The following is a 16,304-nucleotide window of genomic DNA, read 5'->3' on the forward strand; positions in this document are numbered from 1 at the left end:
CTTGACTTAGGTTCCGCTATGCGAAACAATGTTTTGCAAACTACGCCCGAGTGTACCATCCCATGACGCCCATATCTACTCTCCCCGACCCGCTCGACGAGCGCAAATTTGTCGTCGCCCTCGCACGCGGGCTGGACTTGCTGCGCGCGTTCAAGCCGGGCGAAACGATGCTCGGCAATCGCGATTTCGTCGAACGCACGGGTTTGCCGAAGGCGACCGTCAACCGTCTTGCCTACACGCTGACCGTGCTCGGCTATCTGCGGCTCGACGAAACGCTGGGTAAATATGCGCTGGATGCGGGCGTGCTGTCGCTAGGTTTCGCGCTGCTCTCGGGCACGGACACGCTTGAACTCGCCCGCCCGCACATGCGCGCCTTCGCGCGCGAAGTGGGCGCGGCAGTGTCGCTCGGATGCCGCGACGGTCTCGACATGATCTATCTGGAGACGATCCGCAGCGAGACCGCGCTGACGCTCGGACTCGCCTCCGGTTCGAAACTGTCGATGCTGACCAGTTCGATGGGGCGCGCGTATCTGGCGGTGCAGCCGTTGGACGTGCGCGCCGCATTGCTGGTCGAGCTTAAGAAAGCCGCCGGCAAGGAGGGCGCTGCGTTGCTGGCAGATGCCGAAAAGGAAATCGAAGCCTTCGCGCAGGAACGCTGCTGCTATTCGTTCCGCGCATGGCATGACGACGTGAATGCGGTTGCGGTGCCGTTTCGCGAGCCGCGCGAAGGCCGCTGGCTGGTGCTGAGTTGCAGCGGGCCGGCGTCGTCGATGGGGGAGGAGGTGTTTCGGGAAACCGTGGCGCCGCGTCTGAAGGCGCTGGCGCGTCGCCTCGGTGATACTGGTTGAAGCGTCGGCGAGCGCAGCGTTACTGAGCGGATTTGATCCGCTAGCAGACAACGGGTCCGCGGTGTGCCGCCGTTAGCCATCGGCAAGCGCGAACACAATCCCAACCGCGGCAGCTAACCCGTTCACACCGCCCGATCATGATAATGCGCGGTGAACAACGGCCCTTGCACGAAGCGCACATCGTACTGCTGCAGCGCGAGGAACTGCAGTTCATCCACCACCCGATTGAAGATCAGTGGAATCCGCAGCCGGTTCGCATAGCCGACTAGCGGCTTCACCATCGCATCGCGCAACGCGATCGCCGCATCCATCTTGATGAAGTCGAGCCGCGCCGTTTCCGACACCGACAGAATCTGCCCCGCGTTCGACAGATTGCCCGCCACCTTGAAGCCGTAGTGTTGATAGCTCTTGGTCAGATAGCCAAGAAATGTCTTGTGCGCGACCGCTGCCGCCGGCAACTCGATGACAACCCGCGACGGGTTCAGTCCGAACGACACCAGCACGGTGGAAAAATGCCGTCCGTGGTCGTACTTGACGCTCTTGAGCAGCCGCTCGTGCACGCGTAGAAACAGCAGCCCGTGCCGTTGCGCGCCGAAGAAGTTGATCGCGTGCAGCGCGCGTGACATGCGGTCGAGTGCGACCAGTTCCTGATCGTCGGCGACACGGTCGAATGGATCGAAGGCATCAAAGGGCGCGCCGTCGAGACGCTGCGTGACCGCCTGAAACCCGAGCTCATCACCGAAACGATCCACGCCTTCGGCGCCTGACGACAACGACTGTGCCAACGCATGCACGCTGATATCGAAGATCGGCTCATAGGCACTCGCGAGTTCGACGCCGTCGAATTGCGCCAGCGCGATCTCGCTATGCACGCCTGTTCCCATCGCCAGATGTTCGCCGAGAAATGGGTGATCGGCGGCGCGTTTAATCAGGTTGGGGATGGTCGGCGGAATCATGTAGGGGAATGGATGGCAATAGGTGCGCACTCAGCGCTCGGCAACGCGACTCAGTTGCCGCATTCATTGATGGTAGCAGTCCCCACTGCGTGCACTTGAACAAAATGCTCATAACGTTATGGGCCGAATGCTTGTCACTGCGGGCTGCCGGGGTTTTCGCGGCTAGTTTCAAGGGTATACGTTAATTTCACTATACGTAATTAGTTTTACCATACGTAAATTATAGCGAGACTGCGATGGCGGTCACGTTTGCGTTTCCTTTGTGGGAACGGGTGCGTTTCCCGATCGCTGACAGATCAAGTATCAACGGAGAACCTTGCATGGATACCCCAACCCGCACGCCGAATACCGCCAGCTCGCGGCTTGAAATCGAGCCAGGCTATCAGTCGGGCTTCGCGAACGAATTCGCTACAGAGGCCTTGCCGGGCGCGTTGCCCGAAGGCCGCAATTCGCCGCAACGCGCGGCCTATGGTTTGTACGCCGAGCAACTGTCGGGCACCGCGTTCACTGCGCCGCGCGGCCATAACCGCCGCTCGTGGCTGTACCGGATTCGTCCGGCGGCAGTCCATAAGCCGTTCACACAGCTACCGTCGGACCGGCTCGTTGCCAACTTCGCCGAGGTGCCGCCGACTCCGCCCAACCAGCTACGCTGGGATGCCTTGCCGATGCCCACCGAGCCGACCGATTTCGTCGACGGCTGGGTGACGATGGCGGGCAACGGCTCAGCCGAGGCGATGAACGGCTGTGCGATTCACCTGTACGCAGCGAACCGCTCGATGAAGGATCGCTTCTTCTACAGTGCTGACGGCGAATTGCTGATCGTGCCGCAGGAAGGCCGCCTGCATATTGCGACCGAAATGGGGCAACTAGACGTCGAGCCGTTCGAGATCGCGGTGATCCCGCGCGGCGTCCGCTTCGCGGTGAGCTTGCCGGATGGCAACGCGCGCGGCTATATCTGCGAGAACTTCGGCGCGCTGCTGCGTCTTCCGGATCTCGGCCCGATCGGCTCGAACGGCCTTGCCAATCCGCGCGATTTCCTCACGCCGCATGCCGCTTACGAAGACCGCGAAGGCGACTTCGAACTCGTTGCCAAGATGAACGGCAATCTGTGGCGCGCGGACATCGGTCATTCGCCGCTCGATGTGGTCGCGTGGCACGGTAATTACGCGCCGTACAAATACGATCTGCGCCGCTTCAACACGATTGGCTCGATCAGCTTCGACCATCCGGATCCGTCGATTTTCCTGGTGCTGCAATCACAAAGCGATACGTCGGGCGTCGATACGATCGATTTTGTGATTTTCCCGCCGCGCTGGCTTGCGGCTGAAGATACGTTCCGCCCACCCTGGTTCCATCGCAACGTCGCGAGCGAATTCATGGGCCTCGTGCATGGCGTGTACGACGCCAAGGCTGAGGGCTTCGTGCCGGGCGGCGCGAGTCTGCACAACTGCATGTCGGGTCATGGACCGGACGCGGATACCTTCGAGAAAGCGTCGCATAGCGATACGTCCACGCCGAAGAAAGTCGGCGACACGATGGCCTTCATGTTCGAAACGCGCACGCTGATCAAGCCGACCCGTTTCGCGCTCGAAACGGCGCAATTGCAGGCGCATTACTACGAGTGCTGGCAAGGTCTCAAGAAACACTTCAACCCGGAGCAACGATGAACGCATTGAGCGATCTTCAGGCGACGCTCGATCCGTCGCGCGAGAGCTGGGTCGAGTCGGCTAACGACTCGACCAACGATTTTTCGATCCAGAACCTGCCGTTCGGTATTTTCAGCGATAAGACTAACGACACGCGCCGCGTGGGCGTAGCGATCGGCAACGAGATCGTCGATCTGGCGGCGCTGCAAGCGGCAGGTTTGCTGAACGTGCAATCAAAGGCTGACGTTTTTGCACGCGACACCCTCAACGATTTCATCTCGCTTGGCCGCGATGCATGGCGCAGCGTGCGCATCCAGCTGAGCAATCTGCTGGCGCGCGAGACCGCGCCCTTGCGCGACGACGCAGCCTTGCGTTCGAAGGCGCTCGTGCGTCAGTCTGATGCGCAACTGCATCTGCCCGTGCAGATCCCGGGCTATACCGATTTCTATTCGTCGAAGGAGCACGCGACGAATGTCGGCTCGATGTTCCGCGATCCGAAGAATGCGCTGTTGCCGAACTGGTCGGAGATGCCGATCGGCTACAACGGACGCGCATCGTCGGTGGTGGTGAGCGGCACGCCGGTGCGGCGTCCTAACGGACAGTTGAAGCTGCCGGATCAGGAGCGTCCGGTGTTCGGCGCATGCCGCAAGCTGGATATCGAACTGGAGACGGGTTTCGTGATCGGCAGCGGCAATGTGCTGGGTGAACCGATCGCCTGTGCCGATGCCGAGGCGCACATCTTCGGCATGGTGCTGCTGAACGACTGGAGCGCGCGGGATATTCAGCAATGGGAATATGTGCCGCTCGGCCCGTTCAACGCGAAGACATTCGCGACCACGATCTCGCCCTGGATCGTGACGCTCGACGCGCTCGAACCGTTCCGCGTCGCGCAGCCGGCACAGGAGCCGCAACCGCTGGCCTACTTGCGCCACGACGGCAAGCACGCGTTCGACATCTCGCTGGAAGTGACGCTGCGGCCGCAAACGGCAAAGCAGGCAACCACGATCTCACGGACCAACTTCAGGCACATGTACTGGACGATGGCGCAACAACTCGCGCATCACACGGTATCGGGCTGCAATACGAGGGTCGGCGATCTGATGGGTTCGGGCACGATCAGCGGCCCGACGGCAGACTCTTGCGGCAGCCTGCTCGAGTCCACATGGAACGGCAAGAATCCGCTGGAATTGAAGGAAGGCGGCACACGCGGGTTTATCGAAGACGGAGACGAACTGACGCTCTCCGGATGGTGTCAGGGCGATGGGTATCGCGTGGGCTTCGGGGCGTGTGTTGGGGAGATTTTGCGGGCGCGGAAGTAATGTAGAAGTAACGCTGAAGGGCACGCAACGAAAAACGGGGAAGCCATCGCGGCTTCCCCGTTTAAGTATCCGCGCGCGAGCATGTTGCAATGCATTGGCACCTTATAGTGCCCCAGCGCGACTGTCAGCCGATCACCCGCGCCAGCGCGCGCCGCTTTTCCCACCCAACGGCAGCCAGAAACGCGAGCGCCGCGGCGAGCAGCACACCAACCATCGCATCGTTACCGACACCCTTCATCAGTGCGCCGGCCACCAATGGGCCGCCGAAACTCGCCGCGCTCCACGATGCCCCCACAAGCGAACTCGCCGACACCAGCGCGACGCCGCGAAAACGCTCGCCGCAAGCAACCAGCGACAGCGTATAAATCGCCCCAGCCGCAGCGCCGAGCACATAGAGCAGAGGCCAGCACAGCCACGGCGAATTAATCGCCCAGGGCAGAAACGGCAGCAACACCACGACGATCACGCCGCAGCCGATATGCACGCGTTCGCGGCCGAGCCGGTCGGCGAGCCAGCCAATCGGAAACTGCATGGTCGTGTCGCCGAGCAGCAGGGCCGACGCGAACAGCACCGCCACCTCGCTCGTTATGCCGTGCGCCATTGCGAAGAGCGGCAGCAGCGACAGCGCGATCGTATCGAACAACGCGAAGAAGCCCGTGCCGATCACGAGCGCCGGCATCTGCGGCAGCACATGGCGCCAGCTCCCGTGCGCGGCGTGTTCATCCTCCGATGCTTGCGGCGTCTTGCGGATGCTGGCGAGTGCCGGCAACGCCAGCAGGAAGATCGCGCCGCAAATCAGGAAACGCCAGTGCACGAAGTCGTCGATCTGGCTCACCAGTACCGGGCCGGCCATCTGAAACAGCGTGAAATTGGTCGCGTAGATCGCGACAACGCGACCGCGCGCGGCATCGTCGGCGAGCTGGTTGACCCATGCCTCGCCGATCGTGAAGAGCAGCATTAGCGCCGCGCCGCATAGCACGCGCAGCACCGCCCATATCCAAAGGTTCGCGGTGAGTTGCATCAACGCAGTTGCAAGCGCGACCACCAGCACCGCGCCGACAATCACCTGCCGCCCGCCGAAGCGCGCCGCGATCCAGGCTGTCACCGGCACAACGATAAGGCCGCCGCCCGCCTGCGCGGCAGTCAGCAGGCCGACCACGTCGGTACCGTAGCCAGCTTGCGTGAGCGCGAGGGCAGTGAGCGGAAGCGTGGCGCCGCTGCCGAGTCCGACCACGGCGACGCTAAGAATGAGCGCGAGGAAATCGCGTGTGAGAATGACTTTCATCGGGCGAGATGCTACTACGGTCTCACCCTAAGCGACTGGCCATTCGGTCGCAGCTTCAATCAACGGGCATAAGCACGAAAAGGGACTACCCCGCCACCGCCATCCGCTGCGCGCGCCGGTCGATCGACACCGACCACAGCGTCAACACCAGCGCGCCGATGGATGTCATCACGCCGACCCAAGGCAGCGTAGTGAGCGGCGCGCCCGCGCCGATCGCCATGCCGCCGAGCCACGCGCCCGTTGCATTGCCGAGATTGAACGCACCTTGATTCAGGGTCGATGCCAGATTCGGCGCATGGCTCGCGCGGTCGACGATCAGCATTTGCAGCGGCGGCACGATCGCGAAGGCCAGAATGCCCCATATGAAGATCGTGATCATCGCGGGGATCTCAGCGTGCATCGTGCCGGCGAAAATGGTCAGGATGACAACGATCGCCAGCAGAAACGCGACCAGCGAGGGCATCAGCCGCCAGTCCGCGAGCTTGCCGCCGAGCGTGCTGCCCACGGTCAAACCGAGGCCGAACAGCAACAGTACGAACGTGACGGCGTGCGGCGTGAACCCGGTCACGTCTTCGAGAATCGGCGTGATGTAGGTGAAGGTGGAAAACAGGCTGGCCGACGCGAGCACGCTGATGCCGAGCACCATCAGCACTTGCGGGTTTTTCAGCACGCTGAATTCGTGGACGAGGCTCGCCTTCTGCATTTCGATTTTCGCCGGCAGGCAGACAGCTAGCGCGCCGGCAGCGAGAATGCCGATACCGGTGACCGCCCAGAAGGTCGCACGCCAGCCCACAGCCTGACCGAGTGCGGTGCCGAGCGGCACGCCGAGCACGTTGGCGAGCGTCAAGCCGGTGAACATCAGCGCGATGGCCTGCGCGCGGCGGTTCGGCGCGACGAGACCCGCAGCGACCACCGAACCGATACCGAAGAACGCGCCATGGCAAAACGCCGTGATGATGCGCGCGGCCATCAGCACTGCATAACCCGGGGCGATCGCGCACAGCAGATTGCCGACGATGAAGACGCCGATCAGGCTCATCAATGCCTTCTTGCGCGGCATGTTGGCCACTGCGATCGCGACAATCGGTGCGCCAATCGTGACGCCGAGCGCATAAGCCGACACCAGCATGCCGGCCGCCGGAATCGACACGGACAGATCGCGTGCGACATCGGGCAGCAGCCCCATGATCACGAATTCAGTGGTACCGATTCCAAAGGCGGCAACGGCGAGGGCGAGCAGGGGTAAAGGCATGGTGACGGAACGTGAATCGGCGCGACGGGAAGCGTCGTGCGGCAGGCGCGCGTTTTCGGGGCGAGAACGCATGCGCCATGCGAGGGGAAAACAGTAGGGGATTCTACCTAAGTCAAAACGGCCTTGCTGAGCGGCAAGCGGGCTGTTGTTTTTTGCTGAAAGCCGCGCTTGGAGCGCGGTTTGGAGTGTCCCCCTGGCGCGCACTTCCGCATTGCCGCTTTGCCGTGCAACTCCCAGCGAAATGGCGCTGTTCTATGGCGTGCTTTCGTCTGACTTGAAAGTGTTACCGCGACGGCCGGCGCCTCCGGTGAACCGTGCCGCGCCTGCAAAACCCTCGTCGAATACCGCCTGATAGCCGCCCGCGCCTTCGCGCCGCAGCGCCTGATCGAGATCCTCGAGCGTGCTGTTTTCCAATGCGGAGCGACGATCTGCCAGCAGCGCCGCTTGCGGAAAGGCCGCCAGTTCGGCGGCCAACCGTTCAGCCGCCGCGCGGGCCTCGCCTTTGCGCACGACGCGATTGGCGAGACCGATGCCGAGCGCTTCCTGCGCCGCCACCGCGCGGCCGGTCAGAATCAGATCGAGCGCCCGCGACAACCCGATCAGACGCGGCAAGCGGATCGTGCCGCCATCGATTAGCGGAATCCCCACGCGCCGGCAGAACACGCCGAGCACGGCATCTTCTTCGACGACCCGCAGATCGCACATCGCAGCCAGTTCGAGGCCGCCCGCAACCGCATATCCGGCAATCGCGGCGACCACCGGTTTGCTGAAGCTCATGCGCGTCGGTCCCATCGGACCGGGACCGCTACCGTCGGCGTGCAGTTCATTGCGACGGGTCTCGTCGGCGAGCGCGGTGAGATCCGCGCCGGCGCAGAAGGTGCCTCCCGCGCCGAACAGCACTGCCGCGCGCCATGCGGGCTCCGCTTCGAAGCGGCGGAAGGCGGTGCTGAGCGCTTCCGCGGTAGGACGGTCGACGGCATTGCGCCGCATGGGCCGTTCGAGCACGATGGTGGCGACGCCAGTGTCCTCGTTGGCTTCGATGCGCACATGTTCATTCAGATTTTGCGTGGTTATCATCGTTGTGTCCGTAAGGGTTCGCGTCCGGCCGCACATGCCGGGTGCTCAAGCAGTGCGCTCATGCGCTGCGATTAATACCGTTGGTTGTCATGCATCTTTCACAATCGGCTCGTAGCGTTAGCGCTCTTTTAACGCGCTGGCGTTGGTTAGTCAGCTTATCGAGCCTGCCTTTTGCCTTTGCCTTTGTCCAATTCATCGCCCGCAGCCGCGCCGGCCTGTGCCGAGACGGTCTGGATCGTGCCGCTGCATGAACATCCATGGTACGACCATGTGCGCCTGAAACGTATCTTCGTGACTGACGGCACGCGGCATCAAGTGGTCCTGGTCGACGTGCGCAAGCTGCTTGCCTGCGCGGATCGCGACAACACCGATTACGTGCTGAAGCCGGTCGCCGAATGGCATTCGGGCAAGGTGCGCGGCATTCGCGAGTTTCTCGATCCGGAGAATCCGCGCATTCCGCAGATGCCGTACGTGACGATCTCGATCCGCCGCGCGCCGGGTCTGCTGGGCTGGTTCGGTCTCGAGCGCGAGGGCGTGGTGGCGTTTCGCAACGGGCAGCATCGCGCGCGCTATCTGGCCGATGCGGGCGCGCGCTGGTTTCCGGTGGAAGTGCACGAGCGCGAGGCAGGCTCGCTGCGCGAACTCTGTGGCGCAGCGGACGACGCCCGCACGGTGATCCGCCCGACCATGGTGGACGGCGGCGCGGATGCGGTGGCCGGCGACAGCCAGTCCTGATAGAGCAGATGCGAGGGCGGGTGTAGGGGTTCGAGTCCCCCTCCCTCGCACTATCAGGTGATACGAGCAAGGGGTAACGGCAGGAGGCCTGGCTAGCCGCGTGCCTGCACGACATTGCGCGGCGTGCCGGCCTGCCATGCCGCGACGTTCCCGAGCGTGGTCTGCGCGATCTCGTTCATTGCCTCACGTGTGAAGAATGCCTGGTGTGCGGTGACGATCACGTTCGGGAACATCAACAGACGTGCCAGCACGTCGTCCTGCAACGGCATGTTCGAGTGGTCTTCGAAAAAGAGGCCGCCTTCTTCCTCGTACACGTCGAGTCCGAGATGGCCGAGCTGGCCGTCCTTCAGCGCGCCGATCAGCGTATTGCTTTCGACAAGGCCGCCGCGCCCGGTATTGATCAGCATCGCGCCACGCTTCATCTTCGCGAGCGCAGGACCGTCGATCAGATGGTACGTGCCGGGCACCAATGGGCAATGCAGGCTGACGACGTCGCTTTCAGCCAGCAGCGTGTCGAGCGGCACGTAGCGCGCGCCGAGCGCGAGCAGATCCTCGGCCGGAGTGCCGGGATCATGGGCGAGCACCTGCATGCCGAAGCCCGCCATGACGCGGCCGAATACGCGACCGATCATGCCGGTGCCGATCACGCCCACGGTCTTGCCGTGCAGGTCGAAGCCGAGCAGCCCATGCAGCGAGAAATCGCCTTCGCGTGTGCGCGCGACCGCGCGCGGCAAGCGCCGGTTCAGCGCCAGAATCAGGCCGACCGCATGTTCGGCAACCGCATGCGGCGAGTAGGCCGGCACCCGTGCAACCGTCATGCCGAGACGTTCGGCTGCGGCCAGGTCGACGTGATTGAAACCTGCCGAGCGCAGCGCAATCATGCGCGTGCCGCCGGCATGGAGACGTTCCAGCACGGCGGCGTCGACGTTGTCATTGACGAATGGGCAGACCACTTCATAGCCCCGCGCGAGGATCGCGGTTTCGGCATCGAGATGCGATTCCTGGAAGTGCAGTTCATAGCGATGCGTCCCGTTGGCCTCACCGAACGTATCGCTGTCGTATTGGCGGCTGCTGAACAGGATCATGCGCATGGATGGCTCCGAAAGAAGCGTGCCGCGTGGCGAATGCCGACTCACGCGTGGTATGCGGGCAGGTCAGTATATCGGCTCTTTATCGTAATGACCGCCGCTTGCGATGCACGGTCCGAAAATCACTTCAGTCTTTACGAAAGATCATCTTACTAAAGATCATCTTTTGCGAAGCGAAAAGGGTCACACTCGAAAATCATATTGACAGCAATGGCGAACTGCAATATCTATAAAAAAGCAGTACCAAAAAGCATGTACATATCGTGCTACAAAACCGACCACCAGCAGAGTGCCTTTTTCAAGGCGTTGAGAAAACTTCGCGAGGAACGCGTGACTGTCGAGCTTGCTGAAAAGCATTTCACCCTATCGTCGCTGCACCGCGGCATATCTTCTTTGGCGCCTGGAGCGTCATGTCATTGCCATAAACTTTCTATTCAATGGCATCCAGTTATGCCGGATGCGTAATTCCTGAGCCGTGGCGAATCGGAATGCTTTTCAAATACCAGAGAGATTTTTTCTGCTTTCTGCCAATAAACCGTAAATCGGCGAGCCAACATGATCGGTGAATTGCTGAGATCTCAACCGGAGATCGCGCTGTTCGCAAGCCTTGCAATCGGATACTTCATCGGTTCGTTTCGCGTGGGGCCAATTCAACTCGGTGGCGTCTGCGGCACGTTGATCGTGGCGTTGCTATTGGGCCAGACGGGCGCGCGGCTAGCCCCCGATCTGAAGAACATCGCCTTTGCGCTGTTCATTTTCGCGCTGGGATTCACCGGCGGGCCGCAGTTCTTTGCCAACATCGGCCGGGGCTGGCGCTATGGCTTGCTGTCGGTCGTCGAGATCGTGTCGGTGCTGGTGCTGATCATGATCGCGGTCTTCGCGATGCGGCTCGACGCCGGCACGGCGGCCGGCCTGCTCGCCGGTGCCGCCACGGAGTCGGCCGTGATCGGCACGGCCTCAGAGGCGATTGCCAAGCTCGGCTTCAGCGACGCCGAGACGTTGCGTCTGCAGGCCAACATCGTGACCGCGTACAGCGTGAGCTACCTGTTCGGCCTGATCACCATCGTCCTGTTCACCAGCCAGTTCGCACCGCTCCTGTTGCGCGTCAATTTGCGCGAAGAAGCCGAGCGCGTGTGGCACAAGCTCGGCGGCGACAGCGCGTTCGGCGACGGACAGCGTTCCGCCGCGCCGGCGCTCGTTGGCCGCGCCTTTCGGGTCGGTGCGGCGGCCGGCTCCACGATCCTGGCGCTCGAACAGCAGCACGGCTTCAATCTGACGATCGAGCAGCTCGAGCGCAACGGGGCGGCCGTGCCCGTCGAGCCTCACCTGACGCTGGCTGCCGGCGATCTCATCTTCGTGGCGGGGCGGCGCGAAGCGATTGTTGCAGCGGCTGTCAGCCTCGGCGAAGAAGTGGAGGGCGCCGGCTTCGGTCAGCTCATTGCGGAAAAGCTCGACGTCGTGTTGACGCGCCGCGAGGCGCACGGGTTGACGGTCGCGCAGGTGCGCGAACGGGCAAAACCGGAAGAAGGGCGCGGCGTCTATATCGCAGCAGTCACGCGGCTCGAAACCACGGTGCCCGCACTGCCTGGCACTGAGCTCAATCGCGGCGACGTATTGACGCTGGTGGGTGCGAAGGCCGACGTCGAACGCGGCGCGCGGCATCTCGGCTACGTGCTCGCCGTGACCCAGAAAACCGACTTCGTCTATCTCGGACTGGGCGTGCTGGTCGGGATGGCGATCGGCCATCTCGGCGGGCGAATTGGCGGTGTGTCGATCGCGCTCGGCACGGGTGGCGGCTGCTTGCTCTCGGGCCTGCTGTTCGGCTGGATCCGTTCGCGCTATCCGTTAGTCGGCTCGCTGCCTTCGGCTGCCGCGCAAATTCTCAAGGACTTCGGCCTTGCCACCTTCATCGCGGCAGTCGGTTTGTCGGCCGGCCCCGATGCCATCAAGCTGGTGCGCGAATACGGTTTGGCGCTGCCCGTCGCCGGCATTCTGATGGTGCTCGTGCCCGGGTTGCTGTCGCTCTGGATCGGCCGCGTGTTTCTCAAACTCGAAGCGCCCATGCTGCTCGGCGCCATTGCCGGGCAGCAATGCAGCACCCCGGCGATCAGTGCGCTGGTCGGCGTGACTGGCAATTCGACGCCCGTGATCGGCTACACGATCACCTATGCACTCTCGAACATTCTGTTGCCGTTGATGGGGCCGGTCGTGGTCGGCCTCGCCGGGAAATTTGGCTAGGCGGCCAGATGGGCTGCGCGCGGCGTGGCGCGCAGCCGACCGCATGCGGATGCTATGAGGTCCGTATGCACATGCAGCATCCAGTACTCAGTATCGCAAACTATCTAGCGAGGGCACGATGGACTGGCTACACCACATTTTTCAGAAATCACCTGAGATCGCGCTGTTTCTGTCGCTTGCAGCCGGTTACTTCATCGGGCAGATCAACTTCGGTAAATTCCAGTTAGGCGGCGTAGGCGGTTCATTGCTGGCGGCAGTCGTGATCAGTCAGGCGGGCGTGACGATCGACAATGGCGTGAAGTCGGTGATGTTCGCCGTGTTCATTTACGCGGTCGGCTACGACTCCGGGCCGGGCTTCTTCAACTCGTTGAACCGCAAGACGTTGCGTGAAATCGCGATGGCGGTGTTTCTCGCCGTCTCCGCGCTGGTCACCGTGGTGATCTGCGCGAAGCTGTTCCATTTGAACAAGGGTCTCGCGGCTGGGCTCGCGGGCGGTGCGCTGACGCAGTCGGCGATCATCGGCACGGCCGGCGACGCCATCGCGCGTCTCGGTCTGCCGGCCGATCAGGTCAAGTCGCTGCAATCCGACGTGGCAATCGCGTACGCGGTGACCTACGTGTTCGGCTCGCTCGGCGCGATCATCGTCTGCGTGAACATCCTGCCGAAGTTCATGGGGCAAGGTTTGCGAGAGGCGTCGATCGAAGCGGAAAAGGAACTGTCTTCAGGTTCAGCGTCACTCGGAGCGGGGCAAATTCGTGCGTTGCCTGAACTGGTGGGGCGTGCGTACAAGATCGATGTCAGCGCCGGGAAAACGGTCAAGGCAGTCGAGACCCAGCATCAGGACATGTTGACGGTCGAGCGGATCAAGCGTGACGGTAAAAACCTCGAGCCGACGCCCGATCTGACGTTGCAACTTAACGACGAAGTGCTGGTGGTGGGCCGCCGTGAGGCGGTGGTCGCATTCGGCGCGAACGGCAACGAGATCGCCAACGTCGACGACATTGGCGTCGTGATGCAGACACGCGAAGGCGTGTTCGCACGCAAAGGCATGAACCACACGACGATCGCCGCCGCACGCGAAGTCGTAGATCGCGACATGCGCCACGGCGTCTATATCCAGAGCGCTTCGCGTGCCGGCCAGCCGCTGCCGATTCTGCCCGAAACCAAGCTCGAACACGGCGACGTCATCACCTTCTACGGTTCGCCTAAAGACACCAAGCGCGCCGTCGATGCAGCCGGCTACGAGCTGCCGTATAGCAACAAGACCGACTTCATCTACATGGGTGTCGGGCTCGTGCTCGGTCTGCTGATCGGGCTGATCGTCATCAACGTGGGTGGCATTCCGCTCACGCTCGGTTCGGGTGGCGGCTGTCTGCTGGCCGGTTTGCTGTTTGGCTGGATGCGCGGCAAGCATCCGATGTACGGTGTAATGCCGACGGCGGCTTCGCAGTTGCTGAAGGACTTCGGTCTTGCGGCGTTCGTTGCGGTGGTCGGCTTGAATTCCGGTTTGCAGGCGGTCGTGACGGTCAAGGCGAGCGGCATGACGATCTTCCTGCTCGGCGTGTTCGTTACGTTGTTTCCGCTGCTATTGACCATGCTATTCGGCCGCTACGTGCTGGGCTACAAGAACGCGGCAATTCTGGCCGGCGCACTGTCCGGATCGCGTAGTGCCAACCCGGCGTTCGGCGGTGTGCTCGACAAGGCGGAAAGCGCCGTGCCGACCGTGCCGTTCGCGATCACCTATGCCATTGCGAACGTCGCGTTGACGTTGCTCGGACCGCTCGTGGTCGGACTGGTTTAGCCTGATTTAGCGCACGTATTTATCGATCTCTCTTACGTCGGCGGCAACCGAACGATCACTCACGACGCCGGCGTCATTCACTTGCACATTGGAGAACGCATCATGGCAAAAGAGAAAGGCGGCAAGAAACAAGGTGACATGGCTCAAGCCGGTTTTGCGGCGCTCAGCCCGTTCGAACTCAAGGATGAACTGATCAAGGCCGCGGGCGGCGGCGCGGTGGAGCGCCCCGCCAATGCATCGATGCTCAACGCAGGCCGCGGCAACCCGAACTTCCTCGCGACGATTCCGCGCCACGGCTTCTGGCAGCTCGGCCTGTTTGCGATGCGCGAGTCGGAGCGTTCGTTTGCATTCATGCCCGAGGGTGTCGGCGGTTTCCCGCGCCGCGAAGGGCTCACGGAACGCTTCGATCTGTTCCTGCGTGAAAACAAGGGCGTGCCCGGCATCGATTTTTTGCGCGGCGCGGTGTCGTATGTGCGCGATCAGCTTGGATTGTCGGCGGGCGACTTCCTCTATGAAATGTGCGAGGGCATTCTCGCGTCGAACTATCCGGTACCGGATCGGATGCTCAAGTTGTCCGAACAGATCGTCGGTCAGTATCTGCGCAAGGAGATGATCGGCAATCATCCGTTCGTCGGCGAGTTCGACGTGTTCGCTGTGGAGGGCGGCACGGCGGCGATGACGTACATCTTCAACACGATGCGTGAGAATCACCTGATCAAGCCGGGTGACACGATTGCGCTCGGCATGCCGATCTTCACGCCGTACATCGAAATTCCACGCCTCAACGACTATCAACTGAACGTCGTGAATCTCGAAGCCACGGTGGAAAGCGGCTGGCAGTATTCGAAGAAGGAACTCGACAAGCTGCGCGATCCGAAAGTGAAGGCGTTCTTCCTCGTGAACCCGAGCAATCCGCCTTCGGTGAAAATCAGCGACGAAAGCCTTCAATACATCGCCGACATCGTCAAGGAACGCCCCGATCTGATTCTGTTGACCGACGACGTGTACGGCACCTTCGCCGACGACTTCGTCTCGCTGTTCGCGCTCGCACCGAAGAATACGATCCTCGTGTACTCGTATTCAAAGTACTTCGGCGCGACCGGCTGGCGCCTCGGCACGATCGCAACGCATCGCGACAACGTGCTCGACAGGCTGATCGCCGAACTGCCGAAGGATGCGAAGAAGCAACTGCACGAGCGTTATGAGTCGATCACGACCGAACCGGAGAATCTCAAGTTCATTGATCGCCTCGTGGCGGACAGCCGCACGGTCGCGCTGAATCACACGGCGGGGTTGTCGACGCCGCAACAAGTGCAGATGGTGCTGTTCTCACTGTTTTCGCTGATGGACACGCCCGACGCGTACAAGAACGCGTTGAAGCGCCTGATCCGCAAGCGCAAGCAGGCGCTGTACGAAGAGGTCGGCATTTCGTTCGAGGACGACGATCCGAACCAGGTCGATTACTACACGATTCTCGACATCGAGTTTCTTGGCGAGCGGATGTTCGGGCGTGAGTTCGTCGAGTGGCTGCTGAAGAACATCGAGCCGTCCGAATTGCTGTTCCGCCTCGCGCGTGAAGCACGGGTGGTGCTGTTGCCGGGACGTGGCTTCGGTACGCAGCATCCGTCGGGACGGGTGTCGCTGGCCAATCTGAACGAGTCAGACTATCGGCAGATTGGGCGTGCGATGCGCAAGCTGATCGAAGAGTACGTCGAGCGCTTCAACGCGGCGACCGGCAAGAAGCTCGATAAGACCAAGGTGAAGTAACGGGCGACAAGTGACGGGCGGGCTGTGAAGCTCGCCCTGCCATTTTCATCGGCGTTGGCAGTTCGTTGCGCATGCCGTGCCGATATGACATCCCGGGTTCAGTTGAGCTGAACAAGAAGGGTGGGCAGAACAAACAAACAGCGAACCAACAAACAGCGAACCAACAAACAGCGAGAGCTGCCGGTGACAGCGCGATCTCATATCGGATGAGACGTTACCCCGCTGTCATTTCCGCGGATAAAACACGTCGTTCGAAACGACTCGCGGCCTGTGCTGTTAAAAAACTTGCGTA

General features: G+C 61.9%; 11 protein-coding genes and 1 pseudogene. 7 read left to right on the forward strand and 5 right to left on the reverse strand.

Features of this window, described 5'->3' with window-relative positions; all coding sequences use genetic code 11:
• The first annotated feature begins 62 nt into the window (after window positions 1-62).
• Window positions 63-848, forward strand: coding sequence for an IclR family transcriptional regulator (locus VFE81_RS28195; protein WP_325047720.1), 786 nt, complete (start codon window positions 63-65; stop codon window positions 846-848).
• A gap of 122 nt (window positions 849-970) precedes the next feature.
• Here VFE81_RS28195 and VFE81_RS28200 read toward each other — a convergent pair whose 3' ends face one another.
• The gene (locus VFE81_RS28200) at window positions 971-1,804 is read right to left on the reverse strand and encodes a diguanylate phosphodiesterase (protein WP_325047730.1); all 834 of its coding nucleotides are present in this window, start codon (window positions 1,802-1,804) and stop codon (window positions 971-973) included.
• Window positions 1,805-2,124: 320 nt separating this feature from the next.
• Between VFE81_RS28200 and hmgA the strand changes: the two genes are divergently transcribed.
• The gene (gene hmgA, locus VFE81_RS28205; protein ID WP_325047721.1) at window positions 2,125-3,471 is read left to right on the forward strand and encodes a homogentisate 1,2-dioxygenase; all 1,347 of its coding nucleotides are present in this window, start codon (window positions 2,125-2,127) and stop codon (window positions 3,469-3,471) included.
• Entirely contained in the window at window positions 3,468-4,769 is a 1,302-nt protein-coding gene (fahA, locus tag VFE81_RS28210) for a fumarylacetoacetase (RefSeq protein ID WP_325047722.1), read from the forward strand. Before hmgA ends, fahA begins: the two co-directional genes overlap by 4 nt.
• A 124-nt stretch (window positions 4,770-4,893) precedes the next feature.
• Here fahA and VFE81_RS28215 read toward each other — a convergent pair whose 3' ends face one another.
• From VFE81_RS28215 to VFE81_RS28225, 3 genes are all read right to left on the reverse strand, one after another.
• The gene (locus VFE81_RS28215) at window positions 4,894-6,054 is read right to left on the reverse strand and encodes an MFS transporter (protein WP_325047723.1); all 1,161 of its coding nucleotides are present in this window, start codon (window positions 6,052-6,054) and stop codon (window positions 4,894-4,896) included.
• An 85-nt stretch (window positions 6,055-6,139) separates the two neighbouring features.
• Window positions 6,140-7,306 (reverse strand): MFS transporter, encoded by a 1,167-nt coding sequence (locus tag VFE81_RS28220; RefSeq protein WP_325047724.1) that lies wholly within the window; start codon window positions 7,304-7,306, stop codon window positions 6,140-6,142.
• A gap of 252 nt (window positions 7,307-7,558) precedes the next feature.
• Window positions 7,559-8,383: a crotonase/enoyl-CoA hydratase family protein gene (locus VFE81_RS28225; protein WP_325047725.1), complete on the reverse strand. Its 825-nt coding sequence runs from the start codon at window positions 8,381-8,383 to the stop codon at window positions 7,559-7,561.
• Between the two features lie 89 nt (window positions 8,384-8,472).
• On the opposite strand from VFE81_RS28225, the pseudogene VFE81_RS28230 reads away from it, so the two are divergent.
• Window positions 8,473-9,118, forward strand: a pseudogene (locus VFE81_RS28230) (plasmid fertility inhibition factor family protein).
• Between the two features lie 92 nt (window positions 9,119-9,210).
• Here VFE81_RS28230 and VFE81_RS28235 read toward each other — a convergent pair.
• Window positions 9,211-10,209 (reverse strand): 2-hydroxyacid dehydrogenase, encoded by a 999-nt coding sequence (locus VFE81_RS28235; protein WP_325047726.1) that lies wholly within the window; start codon window positions 10,207-10,209, stop codon window positions 9,211-9,213.
• Between the two features lie 552 nt (window positions 10,210-10,761).
• Here VFE81_RS28235 and aspT (VFE81_RS28240) point away from each other — a divergent pair.
• The 3 genes from aspT (VFE81_RS28240) to VFE81_RS28250 all read left to right on the forward strand — a co-directional run bounded on the left by aspT (VFE81_RS28240) (window position 10,762) and on the right by VFE81_RS28250 (window position 16,012).
• Window positions 10,762-12,444 carry an aspartate-alanine antiporter gene (gene aspT / locus VFE81_RS28240; protein WP_325047727.1) on the forward strand — a complete coding sequence of 561 codons (1,683 nt, stop codon included), beginning with the start codon at window positions 10,762-10,764 and terminating at the stop codon, window positions 12,442-12,444.
• Window positions 12,445-12,562: 118 nt separating this feature from the next.
• The gene (gene aspT, locus VFE81_RS28245) at window positions 12,563-14,245 is read left to right on the forward strand and encodes an aspartate-alanine antiporter (protein WP_325047728.1); all 1,683 of its coding nucleotides are present in this window, start codon (window positions 12,563-12,565) and stop codon (window positions 14,243-14,245) included.
• A gap of 102 nt (window positions 14,246-14,347) precedes the next feature.
• Window positions 14,348-16,012 (forward strand): bifunctional aspartate transaminase/aspartate 4-decarboxylase, encoded by a 1,665-nt coding sequence (locus tag VFE81_RS28250; RefSeq protein ID WP_325047729.1) that lies wholly within the window; start codon window positions 14,348-14,350, stop codon window positions 16,010-16,012.
• Window positions 16,013-16,304 lie beyond the last annotated feature (292 nt).

The sequence above is a fragment of the Paraburkholderia sp. genome, from assembly GCF_035656215.1.
Classification (GTDB): domain Bacteria; phylum Pseudomonadota; class Gammaproteobacteria; order Burkholderiales; family Burkholderiaceae; genus Paraburkholderia.

What these genes read in the sequence shown, in the direction of transcription:
- VFE81_RS28215 (WP_325047723.1), bottom strand. Translation starts at nt 6,054, where the DNA reads ATGAAAGTCATTCTCACACGCGATTTCCTCGCGCTCATTCTTAGCGTC.
- VFE81_RS28195 (WP_325047720.1), top strand. Translation starts at nt 63, where the DNA reads ATGACGCCCATATCTACTCTCCCCGACCCGCTCGACGAGCGCAAATTT.
- aspT (WP_325047727.1), top strand. Translation starts at nt 10,762, where the DNA reads ATGATCGGTGAATTGCTGAGATCTCAACCGGAGATCGCGCTGTTCGCA.
- fahA (WP_325047722.1), top strand. Translation starts at nt 3,468, where the DNA reads ATGAACGCATTGAGCGATCTTCAGGCGACGCTCGATCCGTCGCGCGAG.
- VFE81_RS28225 (WP_325047725.1), bottom strand. Translation starts at nt 8,383, where the DNA reads ATGATAACCACGCAAAATCTGAATGAACATGTGCGCATCGAAGCCAAC.
- VFE81_RS28235 (WP_325047726.1), bottom strand. Translation starts at nt 10,209, where the DNA reads ATGCGCATGATCCTGTTCAGCAGCCGCCAATACGACAGCGATACGTTC.
- hmgA (WP_325047721.1), top strand. Translation starts at nt 2,125, where the DNA reads ATGGATACCCCAACCCGCACGCCGAATACCGCCAGCTCGCGGCTTGAA.
- VFE81_RS28200 (WP_325047730.1), bottom strand. Translation starts at nt 1,804, where the DNA reads ATGATTCCGCCGACCATCCCCAACCTGATTAAACGCGCCGCCGATCAC.
- VFE81_RS28220 (WP_325047724.1), bottom strand. Translation starts at nt 7,306, where the DNA reads ATGCCTTTACCCCTGCTCGCCCTCGCCGTTGCCGCCTTTGGAATCGGT.
- VFE81_RS28250 (WP_325047729.1), top strand. Translation starts at nt 14,348, where the DNA reads ATGGCAAAAGAGAAAGGCGGCAAGAAACAAGGTGACATGGCTCAAGCC.
- aspT (WP_325047728.1), top strand. Translation starts at nt 12,563, where the DNA reads ATGGACTGGCTACACCACATTTTTCAGAAATCACCTGAGATCGCGCTG.